The 16082-nt window shown below is 71.4% G+C and carries 16 protein-coding genes; 11 read left to right on the forward strand and 5 right to left on the reverse strand.

What is annotated here, in order from left to right:
• The 5 genes from hxlA to BMY97_RS44030 form a co-directional block, all read left to right on the forward strand.
• The coding region (hxlA, locus tag BMY97_RS44010; RefSeq protein ID WP_245787438.1) for a 3-hexulose-6-phosphate synthase at positions 1–630 on the forward strand (630 nt) is incomplete at its 5' end.
• A 115-nt stretch (positions 631–745) separates the two neighbouring features.
• Positions 746–2848, forward strand: coding sequence for a transketolase (gene tkt / locus BMY97_RS44015; RefSeq protein WP_177231852.1), 2103 nt, complete (start codon positions 746–748; stop codon positions 2846–2848).
• Between the two features lie 169 nt (positions 2849–3017).
• Positions 3018–3605, forward strand: a complete 588-nt coding sequence (gene hxlB, locus BMY97_RS44020) for a 6-phospho-3-hexuloisomerase (RefSeq protein ID WP_177231853.1) — start codon at positions 3018–3020, stop codon at positions 3603–3605.
• A gap of 51 nt (positions 3606–3656) precedes the next feature.
• Positions 3657–4595: a class II fructose-bisphosphatase gene (gene glpX / locus BMY97_RS44025; RefSeq protein WP_245787808.1), complete on the forward strand. Its 939-nt coding sequence runs from the start codon at positions 3657–3659 to the stop codon at positions 4593–4595.
• A gap of 31 nt (positions 4596–4626) precedes the next feature.
• Positions 4627–6006: an ATP-dependent 6-phosphofructokinase gene (locus BMY97_RS44030; RefSeq protein WP_091629417.1), complete on the forward strand. Its 1380-nt coding sequence runs from the start codon at positions 4627–4629 to the stop codon at positions 6004–6006.
• Positions 6007–6018: 12 nt separating this feature from the next.
• Here the strand turns inward: BMY97_RS44030 and BMY97_RS44035 are convergent, their stop codons facing one another.
• From BMY97_RS44035 to BMY97_RS44045, 3 genes are all read right to left on the reverse strand, one after another.
• Positions 6019–6639: a CBS domain-containing protein gene (locus tag BMY97_RS44035; RefSeq protein WP_091629419.1), complete on the reverse strand. Its 621-nt coding sequence runs from the start codon at positions 6637–6639 to the stop codon at positions 6019–6021.
• Between the two features lie 46 nt (positions 6640–6685).
• Positions 6686–7084 carry a VOC family protein gene (locus tag BMY97_RS44040; RefSeq protein ID WP_091629420.1) on the reverse strand — a complete coding sequence of 133 codons (399 nt, stop codon included), beginning with the start codon at positions 7082–7084 and terminating at the stop codon, positions 6686–6688.
• A gap of 178 nt (positions 7085–7262) precedes the next feature.
• The gene (locus BMY97_RS44045) at positions 7263–9644 is read right to left on the reverse strand and encodes a helix-turn-helix domain-containing protein (RefSeq protein WP_091629422.1); all 2382 of its coding nucleotides are present in this window, start codon (positions 9642–9644) and stop codon (positions 7263–7265) included.
• A 281-nt stretch (positions 9645–9925) separates the two neighbouring features.
• Here BMY97_RS44045 and BMY97_RS44050 point away from each other — a divergent pair, with 281 nt between their 5' ends.
• Positions 9926–10813, forward strand: a complete 888-nt coding sequence (locus tag BMY97_RS44050) for an IniB N-terminal domain-containing protein (RefSeq protein ID WP_091629424.1) — start codon at positions 9926–9928, stop codon at positions 10811–10813.
• 185 nt (positions 10814–10998) lie between these two features.
• On the opposite strand, the gene BMY97_RS44055 is transcribed toward BMY97_RS44050, so the two are convergent.
• Positions 10999–11562 (reverse strand): TetR/AcrR family transcriptional regulator, encoded by a 564-nt coding sequence (locus tag BMY97_RS44055; RefSeq protein ID WP_177231854.1) that lies wholly within the window; start codon positions 11560–11562, stop codon positions 10999–11001.
• Between the two features lie 113 nt (positions 11563–11675).
• Here BMY97_RS44055 and BMY97_RS44060 point away from each other — a divergent pair, with 113 nt between their 5' ends.
• From BMY97_RS44060 to BMY97_RS44070, 3 genes are read left to right on the forward strand one after another with little or no spacing between them, the layout of a single operon-like run.
• Positions 11676–12506: an alpha/beta fold hydrolase gene (locus tag BMY97_RS44060; protein ID WP_091629427.1), complete on the forward strand. Its 831-nt coding sequence runs from the start codon at positions 11676–11678 to the stop codon at positions 12504–12506.
• Positions 12499–12900, forward strand: a complete 402-nt coding sequence (locus BMY97_RS44065) for a DUF4260 domain-containing protein (RefSeq protein ID WP_218157019.1) — start codon at positions 12499–12501, stop codon at positions 12898–12900. The genes BMY97_RS44060 and BMY97_RS44065 overlap by 8 nt, the downstream gene beginning before the upstream one ends.
• Before the next feature lie 21 nt (positions 12901–12921).
• Positions 12922–13389: a hypothetical protein gene (locus tag BMY97_RS44070; RefSeq protein WP_091629430.1), complete on the forward strand. Its 468-nt coding sequence runs from the start codon at positions 12922–12924 to the stop codon at positions 13387–13389.
• 76 nt (positions 13390–13465) lie between these two features.
• Here BMY97_RS44070 and BMY97_RS44075 read toward each other — a convergent pair whose 3' ends face one another.
• Positions 13466–14101, reverse strand: a complete 636-nt coding sequence (locus BMY97_RS44075; protein ID WP_091629431.1) for an NAD(P)H-dependent oxidoreductase — start codon at positions 14099–14101, stop codon at positions 13466–13468.
• 151 nt (positions 14102–14252) lie between these two features.
• Here BMY97_RS44075 and BMY97_RS44080 point away from each other — a divergent pair, with 151 nt between their 5' ends.
• Together BMY97_RS44080 and BMY97_RS44085 are read left to right on the forward strand one after the other, a co-directional pair.
• The gene (locus tag BMY97_RS44080; RefSeq protein ID WP_091629433.1) at positions 14253–15182 is read left to right on the forward strand and encodes a glycine/sarcosine/betaine reductase selenoprotein B family protein; all 930 of its coding nucleotides are present in this window, start codon (positions 14253–14255) and stop codon (positions 15180–15182) included.
• A gap of 30 nt (positions 15183–15212) precedes the next feature.
• Complete coding sequence (locus tag BMY97_RS44085) at positions 15213–16076, forward strand: fumarylacetoacetate hydrolase family protein (protein ID WP_091629435.1); 864 nt, start codon at positions 15213–15215, stop codon at positions 16074–16076.
• The last annotated feature ends 6 nt before the right edge of the window (positions 16077–16082 follow it).

The following is a 16082-nucleotide window of genomic DNA, read 5'->3' on the forward strand; positions in this document are numbered from 1 at the left end:
GTCATGCGGTTGCAGGTGGCGTTGGATGTTGTGGATTTGGGTTCGGCGTTGGGGTTGGCGCGTCGGGTGGCGGAGTTTGTGGATATTTTGGAGTTGGGGACGCCGTTGGTGAAGGCGGCGGGGATGGGTGCGGTGTCGGCGGTGAAGGCGGCGCATCCGGACAAGGTGGTGTTTGTGGATTTGAAGACGGCGGATGCGGGGGAGTTGGAGGCGGGGTTGGCGTTTGAGGCGGGGGCGGATGTGGTGACGGTGATGGGGGTGGCGGATGACGACACGGTGCGGGGTGCGGTGGCGGCGGGGCGGAAGTATGGGAAGGAGGTGGTGGCGGACATGATCGCGGTGACCGAGGGGCGGGTGGCGCGGATGCGGGAGGTGGCGAAGCTGGGGGTGTCGTTCGTGGAGATTCATGCGGGTCTGGATGAGCAGGCCCGGCCGGGGTACAGCATTGACCGGTTGCTGGCGGATGGCCGGGAGGCGGGGGTGGCGTTCTCGATCGCGGGTGGGGTGAAGGCCGCGACGATCGGGGCGGTGCGGGACGCCGGGGCGAGTGTCGCGGTGGTCGGTGGCGGTATCTACAACGCCCCCGACCCCGCCGCCGCCGCCAAGGAACTCAAAAAACTCGCCGCCTGACAAAGGCGTCCCGCCGCGCGCCGGGCCCCTGCTCGGCGCGCGGCGGAGACCACCGGTTCCGGCCCGCCTTTCCCGGAATTCACGAAGAAACCGAAATCATCAGGAGTGCGCGTCCATGGTTGCGAACGAATCCCCTGCCGAGGTAACCCGCCTGACCACCAAGCGGCTCCCGGAAGACTGGACCAGGCTGGACGAGCGCGCGGTGGACACCGTCCGCGTGCTGGCCGCGGACGCGGTCGAGGAGTGCGGGAGCGGGCACCCGGGCACGGCCATGAGCCTCGCGCCGGTCGCTTACGCGTTGTTCCAACGGGTTCTGCGGCACGACCCGGACGATCCGGAGTGGCTCGGACGGGACCGGTTCGTGCTCTCCGCCGGGCATTCGAGCCTCACCCTGTACATCCAGCTGTTCCTGTCCGGCTACGGCCTCGAGCTGGACGACCTGAAGGCCTTGCGCAAGTGGGGTTCGCTGACCCCGGGCCACCCCGAGTACGGGCACACCGCGGGCGTGGAGATCACCACCGGCCCGCTCGGCCAGGGGCTGGCCGGCGCGGTCGGCATGGCGATGGCGGCACGGCGCGAGCGCGGCCTGTTCGACCCGGACGCCGAGCCGGGCACGAGCGTGTTCGACCACCGGATCTACGTGATCGCCTCGGACGGCGACATCGAGGAGGGCGTCACCTCCGAGGCTTCGTCGCTGGCCGGGACCCAGCAGCTGGGCAACCTCACCGTGGTCTACGACAGCAACGAAATCTCCATTGAGGACGACACCCGCATCGCGCTGTCCGAGGACACCGCGAAGCGCTACGAAGCCTATGGCTGGCACGTTCTCACCGTGGACGGCGGCGAGGACGTCGCCGGATTCCTCGACGCGATCGAGCAGGCCAAGGCCGAGACCGCCCGCCCCACCCTGATCGTCCTGCGCACGGTGATCGGCTACCCCGCGCCGACGAAGATGAACACCGGCGGCGTGCACGGCGCCGCACTCGGCTCGGACGAGCTCGGCGCGGTCAAGCGCGCCCTGGGCTTCGACCCGGAGCGGCGTTTCCAGGTCGACGGCGAGGTTCTGCGGCATGCTCGCGAGGCGGCCGCGCGGGGCCGGGCCGACCACGAGAAGTGGCAGCTCGAATTCGATGCCTGGGCGCAGGACAACCCGGAGCGCAAGGTGCTGCTGGACCGGCTCGGCAAGCGCGAGCTGCCCGCCGGCTGGGCCGACGACCTGCCGGTGTGGGAGGCGGACGGGAAGGGTGTCGCCACCCGCAAGGCGTCGGCGGCGGTGCTCGCCAAGCTGGGCGAGGTGCTGCCCGAGCTCTGGGGCGGTTCGGCGGACCTGGCGGAGAGCAACAACACCACGATCAAGGGCGCGGATTCCTTCGGCCCGGCCGAAATCTCCACGGACGCCTGGACCGCCCAGCCCTACGGGCGCACGCTGCACTTCGGCATCCGCGAGCACGCGATGGGGTCGATCCTCAACGGTATCGCGCTGCACGGCGGGACCCGTCCGTACGGCGGCACCTTCCTCATCTTCAGCGACTACATGCGCCCGGCGGTGCGGCTGGCCGCGCTGATGCGGCTGCCGGTCGTCTACGTGTGGACGCACGACTCGATCGGCCTCGGCGAGGACGGCCCGACGCACCAGCCCGTCGAGCACCTGGCGTCGCTGCGCGCGATTCCCGGGATGTCGATGGCGCGCCCGGCGGACGCGAACGAGACCGCGTACGCCTGGAAGGCCGCGCTGGAGGACACCGGCGGCCCGACCGGGCTGGCGTTGACCCGGCAGAACGTGCCGACGCTCGCGGGTACCTCGGCCGAGGGCGTGGCGCGCGGCGGCTACGTGCTCGCGGAGGCGTCGACCGGTACGCCCGAGGTGGTCCTCATCGGCACCGGGTCCGAGGTCCAGCTGGCGGTGGCGGCCCGGGAAGTCCTTGAGGCGGAAGGGATCGGCACCCGGGTCGTGTCCATGCCGTGCGTGGAGTGGTTCGACCGGCAGGACCGGGCGTACTGGGAAGAAGTGCTGCCCCCGGAGGTACGCGCGCGGGTGGCCGTCGAAGCGGGTATCGCGCAGCCGTGGCACCGGTTCGTCGGCGACGCCGGCGAGGTCGTGTCGCTGGAGCACTTCGGCGCTTCGGCGGACTTCAAGACTCTGTACCGCGAATTCGGCATCACCGCCGAAGCCGTGGCGGAAGCCGCGCGCCGAAGCGTGCGCTCGGTCCGGCCGTGATGTCCGGCATTATTCGTCATCCCAATCAGGGGATAGATTTTCCTGATGCCGCAAGCCTTGCTGGCCGCCTGTGGGTAGCGAATCCTTGTGGTCTAAGCAGATTTGTCCGCGCGATGGCCGCGCAGGTGACGCAGGCAGGTCATCCGCCCGCGAGTGGAGGAAGATCTCGTTGACGAAGACGATTCCCCAGGAGTTCGACGACAGCCTTTTCGCCGGCGCGACCCGCGCCGTGGTCGGGGAGGTGGACCGGGTGAGCGCGGCGGTGCAGCCCGGGTCCTGGATCCGGGCGGGCGCGATGCTGCTCAAGGCGCCGGCGGTGTTCACCATCGGTACCGGGCGGAGCGGGCTCGCGCTGCAGATGGCCGCGATGCGGTTCATGCACCTCGGACTTCCCACGCACGTCGTCGGCGAGGTGACGGCCCCGGCCATCGGCGAGCGCGACGTGCTGGTGGCGGCATCGGGCTCCGGCTCGACCGCCCGGGTGGTGCGGGCCGCGCAGACCGCTCGCGACCAGGGCGCCAACGTGGTCGCGCTGACCACCGCGCCGGATTCGGCGCTGGGCAAGATCGCCACCGAGGTGCTCGTCATCCCGGCCGCGGACAAGCAGGACTTCGACGGCAAGGCCTCCGTCCAGTACGCCGGCAGCCTGTTCGAGCAGTCCGTTCTCCTGATCACGGACTCGCTGTTCCACGCGCTGTGGCAGACCAGCGGCACCCAGGCCCGTGAACTGTGGCGGCTCCACGCGAATCTCGAATAGCCGTCGCGCGAGCTCTCATTCCTGATGCCACAGACAAAATTGGAGCTGGACATGCGCGTTGACATCCACGCACTGGAGGCGGTGGCGCTGGCCGCCACCCGCAGCGCCGCCGTGGCCAGCTATGCCTGGGCCGGCCGGTACGACCAGAAAGCCGCCGACGCGGCCGCCACCAAGGCGATGCGCGAGGCGCTGGCGGAGGCGCCCGGCCGGGGGACCGTGGTCATCGGGGAGGGCGAGAAGGACGACGCCCCGATGCTGTTCAACGGCGAAGTCGTCGGCACCGGCAACGGCCCGGATTTCGACATCGCCGTCGACCCGCTGGAAGGAACTTCCTTCTGCGCCAAGGATCTGCCGGGTTCCCTGGCGACGATCGCGTTCGGCGAGCCGGGCACGCTCTGGTCGCCGGGGCCCGGGTTCTACATGGACAAGATCGTGGTGCCCCCGCGGGCGAAGGACGTCATCGACCTCGACGACCCGCCCGAGCGCACGCTGGCGAACGTCGCCGCCGCGCTCGGCAAGAAGGTCGGGGACCTGCGCGTGATGATCATGGACAAGCCGCGGCACAAGAACCTGATCGCCCGGGTGCTGCAGGCCGGTGCGGCGGTGCAGACTCCGGCGGGCGGCGATGTCGGCGGCAGCCTGGCGGTGCTCCTGCCGACGCTCGACGTCGACCTGCTCCTCGGCGTCGGCGGCACGCCGGAAGGCGTGATGACCGCGGCGGCGGTCCGCGCGCTGGGCGGCGGGATGCTGGGCCGCCTCGCCCCGCAACGGGTCGAGGAAGCGGACGCGATCCGCGCGGCGGGGATGCCGATCGACCGGGTCTACGAATGTGCCGAACTCGCCGCCGGCGACGCGTTCTTCGTGGCCACCGGGGTCACCGGGGGAACCCTTCTCGATCGCCCCCGCACCGCGGACGGAACGACCACCTGCGCATCGCTCCTGATCTCCAGGGGCGAGATCCGCTACCTCACGCACACGACCTTCGAGTGACGACCGACATGCGCACGACCAGGGAGATTCGGTGACGCTGCAGCTGGACGACCTCCGCGTTCGCCATCTCGGCGAGTGTCGTTACGATTCGCCGCTCGCCGAGATGCTGTCCACCAAACAGACCTCTCCGCACTACGTCGCGGAAGGCGACCGGGTCCTGCTCGAGGACACCGTGTCCATGCTCGCCGAGCACCGCCTCCCGCCCGCGCGCGTGCCGAGCTTCGAAGGCGCGGGCCCGCGCCGCAAGATCTACTTCGACCCCGCCCGCGTCACCGCCGGGATCGTCACCTGCGGAGGGCTGTGCCCCGGGCTGAACAACGTGATCCGCGGTCTCGTCCAGGAACTCGCGGTGCATTACAAGGTGAAGCGGATCCTGGGCTTCCGGAACGGCCTGCGCGGGCTGACCGCCGAACACCGGCACGACACCGTCGAACTGACGCCCGCGCACGTCCGCGGCATCCACAAGGACGGCGGCACCATCCTGGGCAGCTCGCGCGGCGGCCAGGACGCCGAAGAGATGGTCGACAGCCTCGTCCTGCGGGGCGTCGACATCATGTTCGTCATCGGCGGCGACGGCGGGATGCGCGCCGCGACGTACCTCAGCGACGCGATCCGGGCGCGGGGCCTCGACATCGCGGTCATCGGCGTGCCGAAGACGATCGACAACGACCTGCCCTTCACCGACCAGTCGTTCGGGTTCCAGAGCGCGTTCGCCCGGGCGACCGACTTCATCGCGTCGGTCTCGGTGGAAGCCGCGTCGAGCCCGAACGGCGTCGGGATCGTCAAGCTGATGGGCCGGCACTCCGGGTTCATCGCCAGCTACGCCGCACTGGCCGCCAACGGCGCGGACATCGTGCTGATCCCGGAGATCCCCTTCGCGTTCGAGGGACCGGACGGCCTGCTCGCCCACGTCGAGCAGCGCGTGCGGGCGAAGGGGCACGTGGTGATCGTCCTCGCCGAAGGGGCCGGGCAGGATCTGCTCGACCAGCCCGGCCCGCAGCGGAACGGGCGCGGCACGGACGCGTCGGGCAACGTCAAGCTCGGCAACGTGGGGGAGCTGCTCAAAGAGCGCATCGCCGCGCACTTGGCCGCGGCCGGCCTTGCTCCCACGATGCGTTACATCGACCCGAGCTACTCGATCCGGAGCATCGCGGCCAACGCCTACGACAGCGTCTACTGCCTGCGACTGGCGCACGCCGCGGTGCACGCCGCCATGGCGGGCCGCACCGCGGCCGCGGTCGCCCGCTGGCGGCGGCGCTTCGTGCACGTCCCGCTGTCCCTGATGACCAGCCGCCGCAACCAGGTCGACCCCGACGGCGACCTGTGGATGTCGGTGCTGGAAACCACCTGCCAGCCGGCCGCGTTCGGTTCCCAGCCGGACCGGGAGAAGGTGCGCACGGGCTTTTGCTGAGCCTCGCCGCGTTCACATTCCGTGCGCGGTGACGTCGTCGAAGCGGAAGTCGAGCTCATCGCGGACGGCGATCACCCCGCGCACGCGCTGTGCCGCCTGAACTGCTTGCTCGACAACGCTTCTCAGCCCGACAGTGCCGGTGAGCGTGACGATGCCCTCGACGACCTGAACGCCGATGTCCGCCGGCGCAACGGCTTCGGCCTCGGCCTGGATGTCGGCGTCCGACCGCAGAAACGCGGACAGGGCGTCGTGGTGGGACAGCAGCCCGACCAGCCGGGCATTCCGGTCCACCACGCAGAGCTGGGCCGACTTGGCGTCGGCGAGCCGCCGGAGCGCCACGTGCAGGGGCGCGTCGGCGTCCACAGTGGGCGCGGGTGCCGTCATCAGCTCGGCGGCAGTGCACGCACCGGCCTTCCGCCACCGGCTCCGGCGGCGCGGCCTGCCGAGGGCGGGCAGCCGGTCCGCGCCGCCGTGGAACTCGCGCTTGGCCGCCACGTCGGCCGCGGTGACGAGCCCGATCGGCCGGCCGGCCGGATCGAGGACCGGCACCGCCGGCAACCCGTGTTCCAGCAGCGCCGAGACCAGCTCGCGGAACGAGGTGTCGCGCCCGGCCGCGACGACCTGGCGCGCCATCACATCGGCTACTCGCTGATCGCACATGGCTTTCCCCGGGGCGTGGTCATTCGGGGCCGGTGAAGAACTCGAGCGGGATGTTGTCCGGGTCGCGGAAGGAAACGCCGCTGCCGTAGTGCGCTTTCTTCACCCCGCCGTGCCGGATGCCGAGCTCGTCCAGCTTCCTGGCCCACTCCGCCAGTTCGGCCGGCGACCCGACCGCGAACCCGACGTGGTCCAGCCCGGTGCGGCGTTCGTCCGCCCGGTCCCGGGTTTCCCGGCCGAGGTGCGTGTGCAGCCCGAAGAGCATGCCGCCGTCGAGCGCGAAGACCGTGTGGTGGAACTCGCCGCCTTCTTCGTCCTCGTCCAGGACCGGCCCGGCGCCGAACAGCTTCGTGTACCACTCGATGCTGCGCGGAAGATCGGACACGGTGATCGCGACGTGCTGCAAACCTGGGAAACCCATCTGCACCCCTTCGTGCGCCGGTGTGCCCGCCCGGCCTGCGGGCACACCGGTGTTCTTACCAGCCGTCAGGCGGCCGGAGCCCGCTCGATCGAACGGGCGGCGGCGCGCGCGGGACGAACGGGGGCCGGGATCGAACGAGCGGGGCACGAGATCTCGAGCTCGTGTTCGGCTGCCTGGTTCAATCCTCGTCGCCCAGCATGGCCCGCAACAGGGTCGCGATCGTGCGGCGGTCGGTGGCGCCCAGTTTTCCGCGGATGCGGGCCATGTGGTGTTCCACGGTCTTGCCCGAGATGTGGAGCAGTTCGCCGACCTCGCGGTAGGTGTGGCCTTCGACGACCAGGCGCCCGATGTCGCGTTCACGCGCCGTCAACGCGGGTGCGTCCGGTCGTCCTTCGGCGGCCGGTTCGCCCTTGACTCCGGAGGAGAACCGCTTGGCGGCACGCAACAGCGTCACCATCACGGTGCGGTCCGTCGCGCGGATCGCGGCCTGCCCGGCGAGCCGGGCCGCGTCCCACCGGAGCCCGGCGTGGTGCAGCTGCTCCGCTCCGGCGAGTACGGCGTCGAGGTCGACGGTGCCGCTGAGGACGGCCAGCCACGCGTCACCGGCCGCCGACAGCGCGGGCGCGAGCCGCCCGGTCACTCCGTCAAGGGCGTGCAGCGCCTGGCGGGCCGACTCGTGGTCGCCGGTCAGGACGGCGGCGTGGAACGTCGACCAGTGCAGCCAGGTGGACCACAGCGGCGGCGAACCGAGCCGTTCCAGCAATGCGACGGCGCGCTCGCGGTGGGAGGCGACGCGGAAGTCCTCTCCCATCCTGGCCGCGGCGACGAGCAGTTCTCCCAGCGGCAGCACGGTGAACAGATCGACCGGCTGCCGCATCGTCGCCTCGTACGCCGCGGCCCAGTGCGCGTGGACGGCGTTGGGGGTGTCGCCGCGCCGGGCCAGGCCCAGTTCGAGGGTGCGCAGGAACAGCTCGTCGCGCGGACCCAGCCGGACGTCCTGGGCGCGCACAGCCGCCCGGTGGGCCGTGGCGGTGGCCAGGTCGCCGCGGAGCATCGCGGTCCAGCCGAGCAGGAGCGTGCGCCGTTCGCCGTGGGCGGCGCGGGTGAGCACGCCGTGCGCGAGGTCGAACTCGGCAGCGTGCAAGGCCACGAGGGCGGCCAGCTCGGCGGGCGAGTCCGGCAGGAGGTGGCCGGTGCCGGTCGCCGCCGCGGCGTCGGCCGCGGCCACGAGCGTCGCCAGCGCGGTTTCGGAATGCCCGCCCACGGATTCGCGGATCCCGTCCAGCAGCTGTCCGGCGATGTGCCCGTAGGCCGGGAGCAGGACGGCGGTGTCCGGTTCGCCGGGCCCGGCTTCCCCGAGGGCGATCCCGGCGAGGTCGGCCAGCCGTCTTGCCGCCGGCTCGCCCGACCAGCGCAGGAGTTCGGCGCCCCAGGCCAGGTCGCCGCGGCGGGCGACGACCGTGCCCACGACCACCGCACCGCGGGTCCGGTCGTCGGGTGCCGGGGAGTTCAGGAGTTCGTCGCCGAGCGCCAGGGCGGTGTCGAGCCGCCCCGACCGGAACGCGGCGCCGGCCCACCCGGGGGCGAGTCGTGTGCGCGAGCTGCCGCCCCGGGCCGCGGCCGCGTAGAGGTCCGCGGCGAGCGCGGGTTCGTCCTCGAGCACCTCCGCGGCCGCCGCCTCCAGCCCGGTCCGCACGACCACGCCCGTGGCCCCCAGGCGCAGCAGCTCCCGCGCGACCGGCAGCACCGGCTGCCCGGCGGCCAGCAGCACGTCGAGCATCCGGACCAGGACCGTCAGCAGCCGGTTCACGCCGACGTGGTCGCGCACCGCCCGCACCACGACCGGCGGCACGCTGTCGTCGGCGGCCAGCAGACCGGCGGCGCGGACCCGGGCGACGACCGCCGGGACGTCGTCGCGCTCCTGTCCCAGCGCGACCGCGAGGAGCTCGAGGTCACGACTGCTCCCGGCGCCCGCGACCACGAGGTAGGTCTGCCCCGGCTCGCCGAGCAGGTCCAGTTCCGCGCGCAGTTCGTCGATCAGCTCCCCGGTGCCCGACGCCCGCAGCCCGTGGGCGACCAGGCGGGGCACCCCCGACGTGACGCGCTGGGCGGTGGCCGCCTGCTCGGGGGTCAGGGCACGGCCGAGCACTCCCTGGGCGAACCGGGTGATGTCGGCGGCGGTCCACGCGGTCAGCCGGATGTGCCGGGTCTCGGGCCGGACCAGCTCCGCGGCGACGGTCCCGGCGGTGCCGGGGGTGTGGGTGAGCACCAGCCGGGTCGTTTCCCCGGCCAGCCTGGTGATCGCCTCCCGCGCCCGGCCGGTGAGGAGGTCGGCGTCGTCGAGCAGGACCGCCGCGCCGGTCGTGGAGGTGGTCCCGGTCAGGCTGTCACGGCCGATCACGCGGACCCCGGCGTCGCGGTAGTGCCGGCCGATCGCGCCGAGGACCGTCGACTTCCCATGGCCGGGTGGGCCGGACAGGATCACCCGGACTGGGTCGTCCGGATGGTCACTGATCGCGGTCAGCAGGTCACGCAGCTGCGCGGGCAGCAGCTCCTTCACGACGGTCGGTACCTCCGAACACGGTGAACCGCTTTGGCTCACCCACCAACAGTTCGGACCTGTGGGGGACCACAGATGGGCGCGGCGCCGCTGGTTCTCCGAGGAGACCCACGCCACAGTTGCGTCCGACCCCCTAACGGATGACTCCTCCCCCTCAGGGATGGCCGGGATCGTGACTAGGCGTCAGACCCGATGTGGCCGCGGCCCGGCCGGCCCTACCGTCGGCGCGGTCGATCCCCGTGATCGGCGACGTCACCTGTCCCCCACAGAGAGCCTGGTCGATGAACCCCGCGCAGTCGCTGTACGAATTCACGCTCAACCTGCTCAACGACCCGTCCGCCCGCGGCACCTTCGGCCACGACCCGCAGCAGACGCTCAGCGACGCGGGCCTCGGGGACATCTCCGGCGCCGACCTGCACGACATCCTCCCGCTCGTGCTCGACTACGCGCCGGTCAACACCTTCGGTGGCGCGAACGGCCTGAACTTCGACTCGATCACGAGCGGCCAGACCAGTGCCGTCGAGCAGCTGACGGCCCTCACTCAGCACCTCGCGCTCGGCGACGCCACCTCCCAGAACAACGTGCTGGGCTCGGTGAGCGGGGTCACCGCCCTCACCCAGAACATCACCGACCCGTTCTCCGCCACGGGTGACCTGGCCGGCAGCATCGACCACGTCGGCGGCGGGCAGCTGGCCCCGGTCACCGCCGTGACCGGCGCGGTCGGCGACGTCACCGGCCACGTGGCCGGCGGCGACGTCACCGGTGCCCTCGACGGCGGGAACTTCACCTCCGGGCTGCAGGGCGTCTCGGGCCTCACCTCGGCCGTCGACGGCGCCCAGGGCGTCGGCTCGACGATCGGCGACCTCACCGGGTCGCTGGGCGCGAACGCCGGTTTGGACCACACCATCGGCGACGTCACCGCCCACGGCGTCGGCGACGTCGCGAGCCACGCGACCGGGGCCGCCACGCACCTCGGCGACATCTCGCACAACGGCACCGTCGGCGACGTCACCAACCACGTCGGCGACATCGCCTCGCACAGCGGCAACGTCTCCGACGTGCACGACGTCGTCAGCAACATCGGCCAAGGCGCCCTGAGCGGCGACATCGGCGCCGACCTGAGCCACCTGAGCATCGGTTCCGGCAACGACGTCCACCTGCCCCACTGACCTGGGGACGGCATTCGGTGCGGGCTTCCCGGTTCCCCGGGGGGCCCGCATCGTCGTGCCGGACCAGCAGGTGACTGCGGACCCGGCGTCGCGCTCGAGCGGTGCCGCGCGATGTGCGCCTGCCATCGCCGTCAGGCCGGTGGCGTTTCGCGCCGGATGACGCGGACCGGCTCGAGCAGGTGGCGCTAGGCCCCGCCGGCCGGGCGAATGGCGTTCAGGACTCGGTCCAGGCCGAAGGCCCAGGCCTCGTCGACGTCGCCGCCCAGGCGGAAGGCTCCCGCCAGCTCCATGGTGATGAAGCCGTGGCTCCAGGCGACGATCGTGCGCGCGGACGGCAATGCCCGCTGCGGCCCGACCAGGTCGGTGACCAGCCGCAGCAGGGTGACCGACGTCCGCTGGTACCGGTCGGTCGCGCCGGGCACGGCCTGCGGCGCCCACAGGAGGGTGTAGGCGATCGGGTTCGCGTGGGCGAATTTCCGGTAGGCGTCCCACAGGGCCCGCAGGTCGGACGCAGGATCGCCGGAGCCGACGGCCGCGTCGACGACCGCGGTCAGCTCGTCGGCCAGGTCTTCCAGGATGAGCTGGAGCAGTTCCGGGCGCCCGCTGATCCTCTTGTAGAGCGAAGGCGTGCGTACCCCCACCGCCTTGGCCACGTCCCGCATGGTCAGCGCCTCCACCCCGACCTCCTCCAGGAGACGGCGGCCCGCCGTCACGATCGCGGCGTTCGAGGTGTGTGCGTGGGCTGGCAACGGGCCTCCTGCTTTTCGGTGGCCGAAATCATACTTGCCGAAACACCGAAGGCTAACTAGAGTCACCCTTAAAGGCTAATCTGAGTAGCCTTGACTCGACCAGTGAGGTTGGCATGCCCGAACATCTGTCCGTCGCCGGTGGAATCCTGGCCTATGAGGTGACCGGGAGCTCCGGGCCGCTGGTGCTGCTCGCGCACGGGATCGGCAACAGCCGCGACGCGTACCGCTTCGTCGCGCCGGCCCTGGCGGACTCCGGTCATCGCGTCGCCGCTGTCGATCTGCGCGGCTGCGGTGAGTCCAGTGTGGACTGGGCGGCGTACGGCCAGCCGGACATCGCCGATGACCTGATGGCCCTGATCCGCCACCTGGGCGGTCCGGCCGTGCTGGTCGGGCACTCCATCTCGGGCGGTGCGGCCACGATCGTCGCGGCCAAGGCGCCCGAGCTGGTGACCGCGGTGGTCGAGCTGGGACCGTTCACGCGCAAGCTGGACTTCTCCCTCGGCGACCTGCGCAACGCCGCCTACCGCCGGGGCGCGCTCACCATGGCCGGTACGGAACTCGGCAGCGTCGGGGCCTGGAAGAAGTACTTGGACAACGCGTATCCGGGCCCGAAGCCGACGGACTGGGAGGAGAGCCTCGACCGCACCACGGCGATGCTGCGTGAGCCGGGCCGGATGAAGGCGCTGCAGGCGATGGGCCGGTCGGGTACCGCGGACTCCGACCCCGCGCTGGCCGGCGTCCACTGCCCGGCGCTGGTCGTCATGGGCACGCTCGACCCCGACTGGGCGTCCCCGCAGGCCGAGGGCGAGGCGATCGTGGCCGCGATGCCGCCCGGCGTGGGCCGGCTCGAGATGATTCCCGGTGCGGGCCACTACCCGCATGTGCAGTTCCCCGCCGAGACCGTCACCCTGATCCAGGACTTCCTCGGCTCACTTCGTGCCTAGGGCACGCCCCGAGGCGGTGGCCGGCGTGGTGTACGGCCGGCCGCTGCTCTGGCTGCGGATCGAAGCCTTGGCCACCGCCGCGGCGGCGGTCGTCGTCTTCACGGCCACCGGGCAGCCCTGGTGGCTGATCCCCGCGCTGGTCCTCATCCCCGACCTCTTCGCGCTGGGCTATCTCGCCGGCCCGAAGATCGGGGCGTGGTGCTACAACCTCGCGCACTCCGCGCCGCTGCCGCTGGGCCTGCTCGGCGCCGGGTACGCCTGGCACCTCACCGCACTCACCGTCGCCGGCGCCGTCGGCCTGGTGCACCTCGGCCTCGACCGGGTCCTGAAATTCGGCCTCAAGTACGACCACGGCTTCGGCTTCACGCACTTGGGCGCCACCAGCAATCACTGAGTCAGCAGGAGTCGGTACGTCGTGGAGTGGTTCGGTTTCGTCGGGGCATGGCTGCTGGTCGCCGGTTCGGCGTTTCAGGCGGCGTTGGAGCTTCGAGAGCAGGAGCACCTGCGTGAGGAGGTCACGCGGATGCTCGAGGACAGACCGGCGCCACCGTCGGTTTCGCACTGGTGGTGGCTGCTGCCGCCGCTGGGCTACGTGCTGGAACGCCGGCGGTGGAAGGCCCGGCAACAGCAGATGCTGGACGCACTGGACCCCGTGCAGCGGAACGCGCTCGTCCAGTACATGAACAAGACCACCGGCTGGTCGTTCGTGGGCTTCGGCGGATTTCTGATCGCCGTCAAGGAGACCTGGGCGCTGCGCGAAACGTACGAGTGGCCGGCCTGGGTCTTCGCGGCGCTGGTGGTGGCCGCCGGGATCCTCTGCCTCTCGTTCGCCGTTGCCTGGCTGGAACGAAAGGACCGCACGAGTGGCCGAAAGTCGTCCTGACGCTTTGATCGGAGCGGCAGAGGAGGCCGCGTCGCGTTGCACGTCATGGACTTCCTTCGCTTCGAGGACGGCCGGGTCAGTGTTCGCCGAACAGGTGCTGAACTTCGGTGGTCACGTCGTCGAGCCATGTGGCGCGTTGCCGGTCGTCGGCGTCGGCCACTACTCGCAGCGTCAGCCGGCGCACCTGCGGTTCGCCGAGGTAGGGCGCGAGGCAGCGTCGCCAGATCGCGTCGAGTGGGTCGCCGAAGAGGGTGCGCTCGCGTTCCGCTGTGGTGTCGGAGGTGTTCACGACCAGCAGCCGCCGCAGGGTCAGCAGTGACTGCGGCGCGCCGCCGGCGTCGGCGAGGCGGTACGCGACGCCGGGGACGAGGACCCGGTCGAGCCACCCGCTGAGGATGGCGGGCGGCTTGCCCCACCAGTTCGGGTGGACCGCGACGAGCCCGCCGGCTTCCCGCAGTTCTTCCCGATGCCGCCGGATCAGCGGATCCGGTTCGGCGGCAAGGAATTCCTCGGCCCGGGTCCCGCTGGTATAAGCCTCTTCGGCGGTCAGCACCGGGTCGAAGCCTTCGGCGTACAGGTCGTGGAAGCGCACCGGCCGGCCGGCGCGGGTCAGCGTGTCGCGGACTCGCGCGGCCACCGCGTGGTTGAGGCTTCCCGGCCGTGGGTGGGCCAGCAGGAGCAGCACCGGGCGGTTCGCCGTTTCGTCGATCACCGCGTCAGCTTGCCACCGCGGTTCGTCAACTGGCACCCGCGGCTTCGCTCAGCGGCTCGGCCAGAGACGGAGCCGCCGATAGCGTTCTTTTCCGAGGTGCGGGTTCCCGCCCTCCTGGAACGTATTCAGCCGCTCCTTCCGAGGTGATGACGTGACCGACGTCGATCAGACGAGTTCCCGCTTGGCGGATCCCGGGTTTCCGGTGTTCGACCCGGACAAGCTGCTCCGGGATGTGCTGGGGATAGCGCCCGAGCCGCTGCCCGACTTCGATTCGCCGGTGTTGACGCCGCTGCGGGTTCCGTTGCGGGAGGCCACGGTCGGGCTGCTGGTGTCGTCGGGCGCCTACTTCCCGGACCAGCCGAAGCTCCGGCAGCACAGCGACCTGTCCTACCGGCTGCTGCCCAGGGAACGCGAGCTGGACGAGGTGCTGTTCGGGCACATGACCCCGATCCGCGCCTTCGCCCTCGCCGACCCCAACGTGGCGTACCCGAGGGACACCATGCTCGACCTCGAACGGGACGGCGTCATCGGGCGGTACGCGGACAATGCCGTGTCGATGGTCGGCTCGATCAGCCAGTTCGACGAGCTGGCGACCGAGGTGGCTCCCCGGATCGCCGGGGAGTTCGAGGCCATGGGCGTCGACCTGGTGCTGGTGGTGCCGTTCTGCCCGCAGTGCCACGTGGCCTTCGGGGTCCTGGCCCGCGCGCTGGAGCGGCGGGGACTCCCGACCACCAGCATCACCACGCTGTACAAACACGCCAGCTACCTGAAGCCGCCGCGTGCCTCGTTCCTCGACTTCCCGCTGGGGTGCACGGCCGGGCGGCCGCGGGAGAAGGCGCAGCAGCGGGAGATCGTCAAGGCCGCGCTGCAGCACGCCGAGCAGGCCGGGCCGGACTGGGAGCTGAAGCGGCTGCCGTTCCGGTGGGCCGCGGACGGCAACCGCGACTGGGAGGCCCTCGTCGCGGACGTTTACCGCCTGGACAACGAGATCCGCGGCGCCGTCCGGGCGAACGCGGCGGCCCACCAGCAGGTCCTGGGCGGCGGGAACGAGCAGGAGTTCGCCATCAGGTGTGCCTGCTGACCGCGTCGAGCAAAAGGGAAGGTGCGCAGCATGCGTATCGCCAATCTTGACGGCCGGCTCGTGCTCAGGCACCCGGACGGCGTCACCGATGTCGAGGCCGCGAGCGACGGGCGGTTCCCGGCGGACCCGCAAGCCGTGTTCTCCCGCTGGGACGAGTTCACCGCCTGGGCCGGCGACCTCCGCGAGCCCCGAGCCGAGCCCCTCGACCCGAGCCGGCTCAAGGCACCCGTGCCGCGCCCTTCGCAGGTGTTCGCGATCGGGATGAACTACGCCGGCCACGCCGCCGAGGGAGGTCTGCCGCTGCCGCTCGAACCGGCCGTGTTCACGAAGTTCCCGACCTCCATCACCGGCCCGGCCGACGAGGTGAAGCTACCGACGTCCACAGTGGACTGGGAGGCGGAGCTGGTGGTCGTCATCGGCCGGCGCGCGGTCCGCGTCGACGCGGCGCGGGCCTGGGACCACGTCGCGGGCATCACGGTCGGGCAGGACCTGTCCGAACGGACCCGTCAGCTCGTCGGCGTGCCGCCCCAATTCAGCATCGGCAAGTCCTTCCCGGGCTTCGGTCCCATCGGGCCCGAGATCGTCACACCGGACGAGCTCACCGATCGCGACGACCTCGAGCTCGGCTGCAGCGTCAACGGCGAGGTCGTCCAGCACGCCCGCACCGGCGACCTCGTCTTCCCGGTCGCCTCCCTCGTCGAGCGGCTCTCCGCGATCCTCCCGCTGACCCCCGGCGACCTCATCTTCACCGGCACGCCGTCCGGCGTCGGGCATTCCCGGTCGCCCCAGCGTTATCTCGCGCCCGGCGACGTCCTCGAGACGTGGATCTCCGGCGTCGGCCGCCTTCGCACCACGTTCGCCGAAGGTCACCGGCACGTCTCGCGCACTGCCTGAATCGAA

Origin of the sequence: Amycolatopsis saalfeldensis, assembly GCF_900110575.1 — a bacterium.
Taxonomy (GTDB): Bacteria; Actinomycetota; Actinomycetes; order Mycobacteriales; family Pseudonocardiaceae; genus Amycolatopsis; species Amycolatopsis saalfeldensis.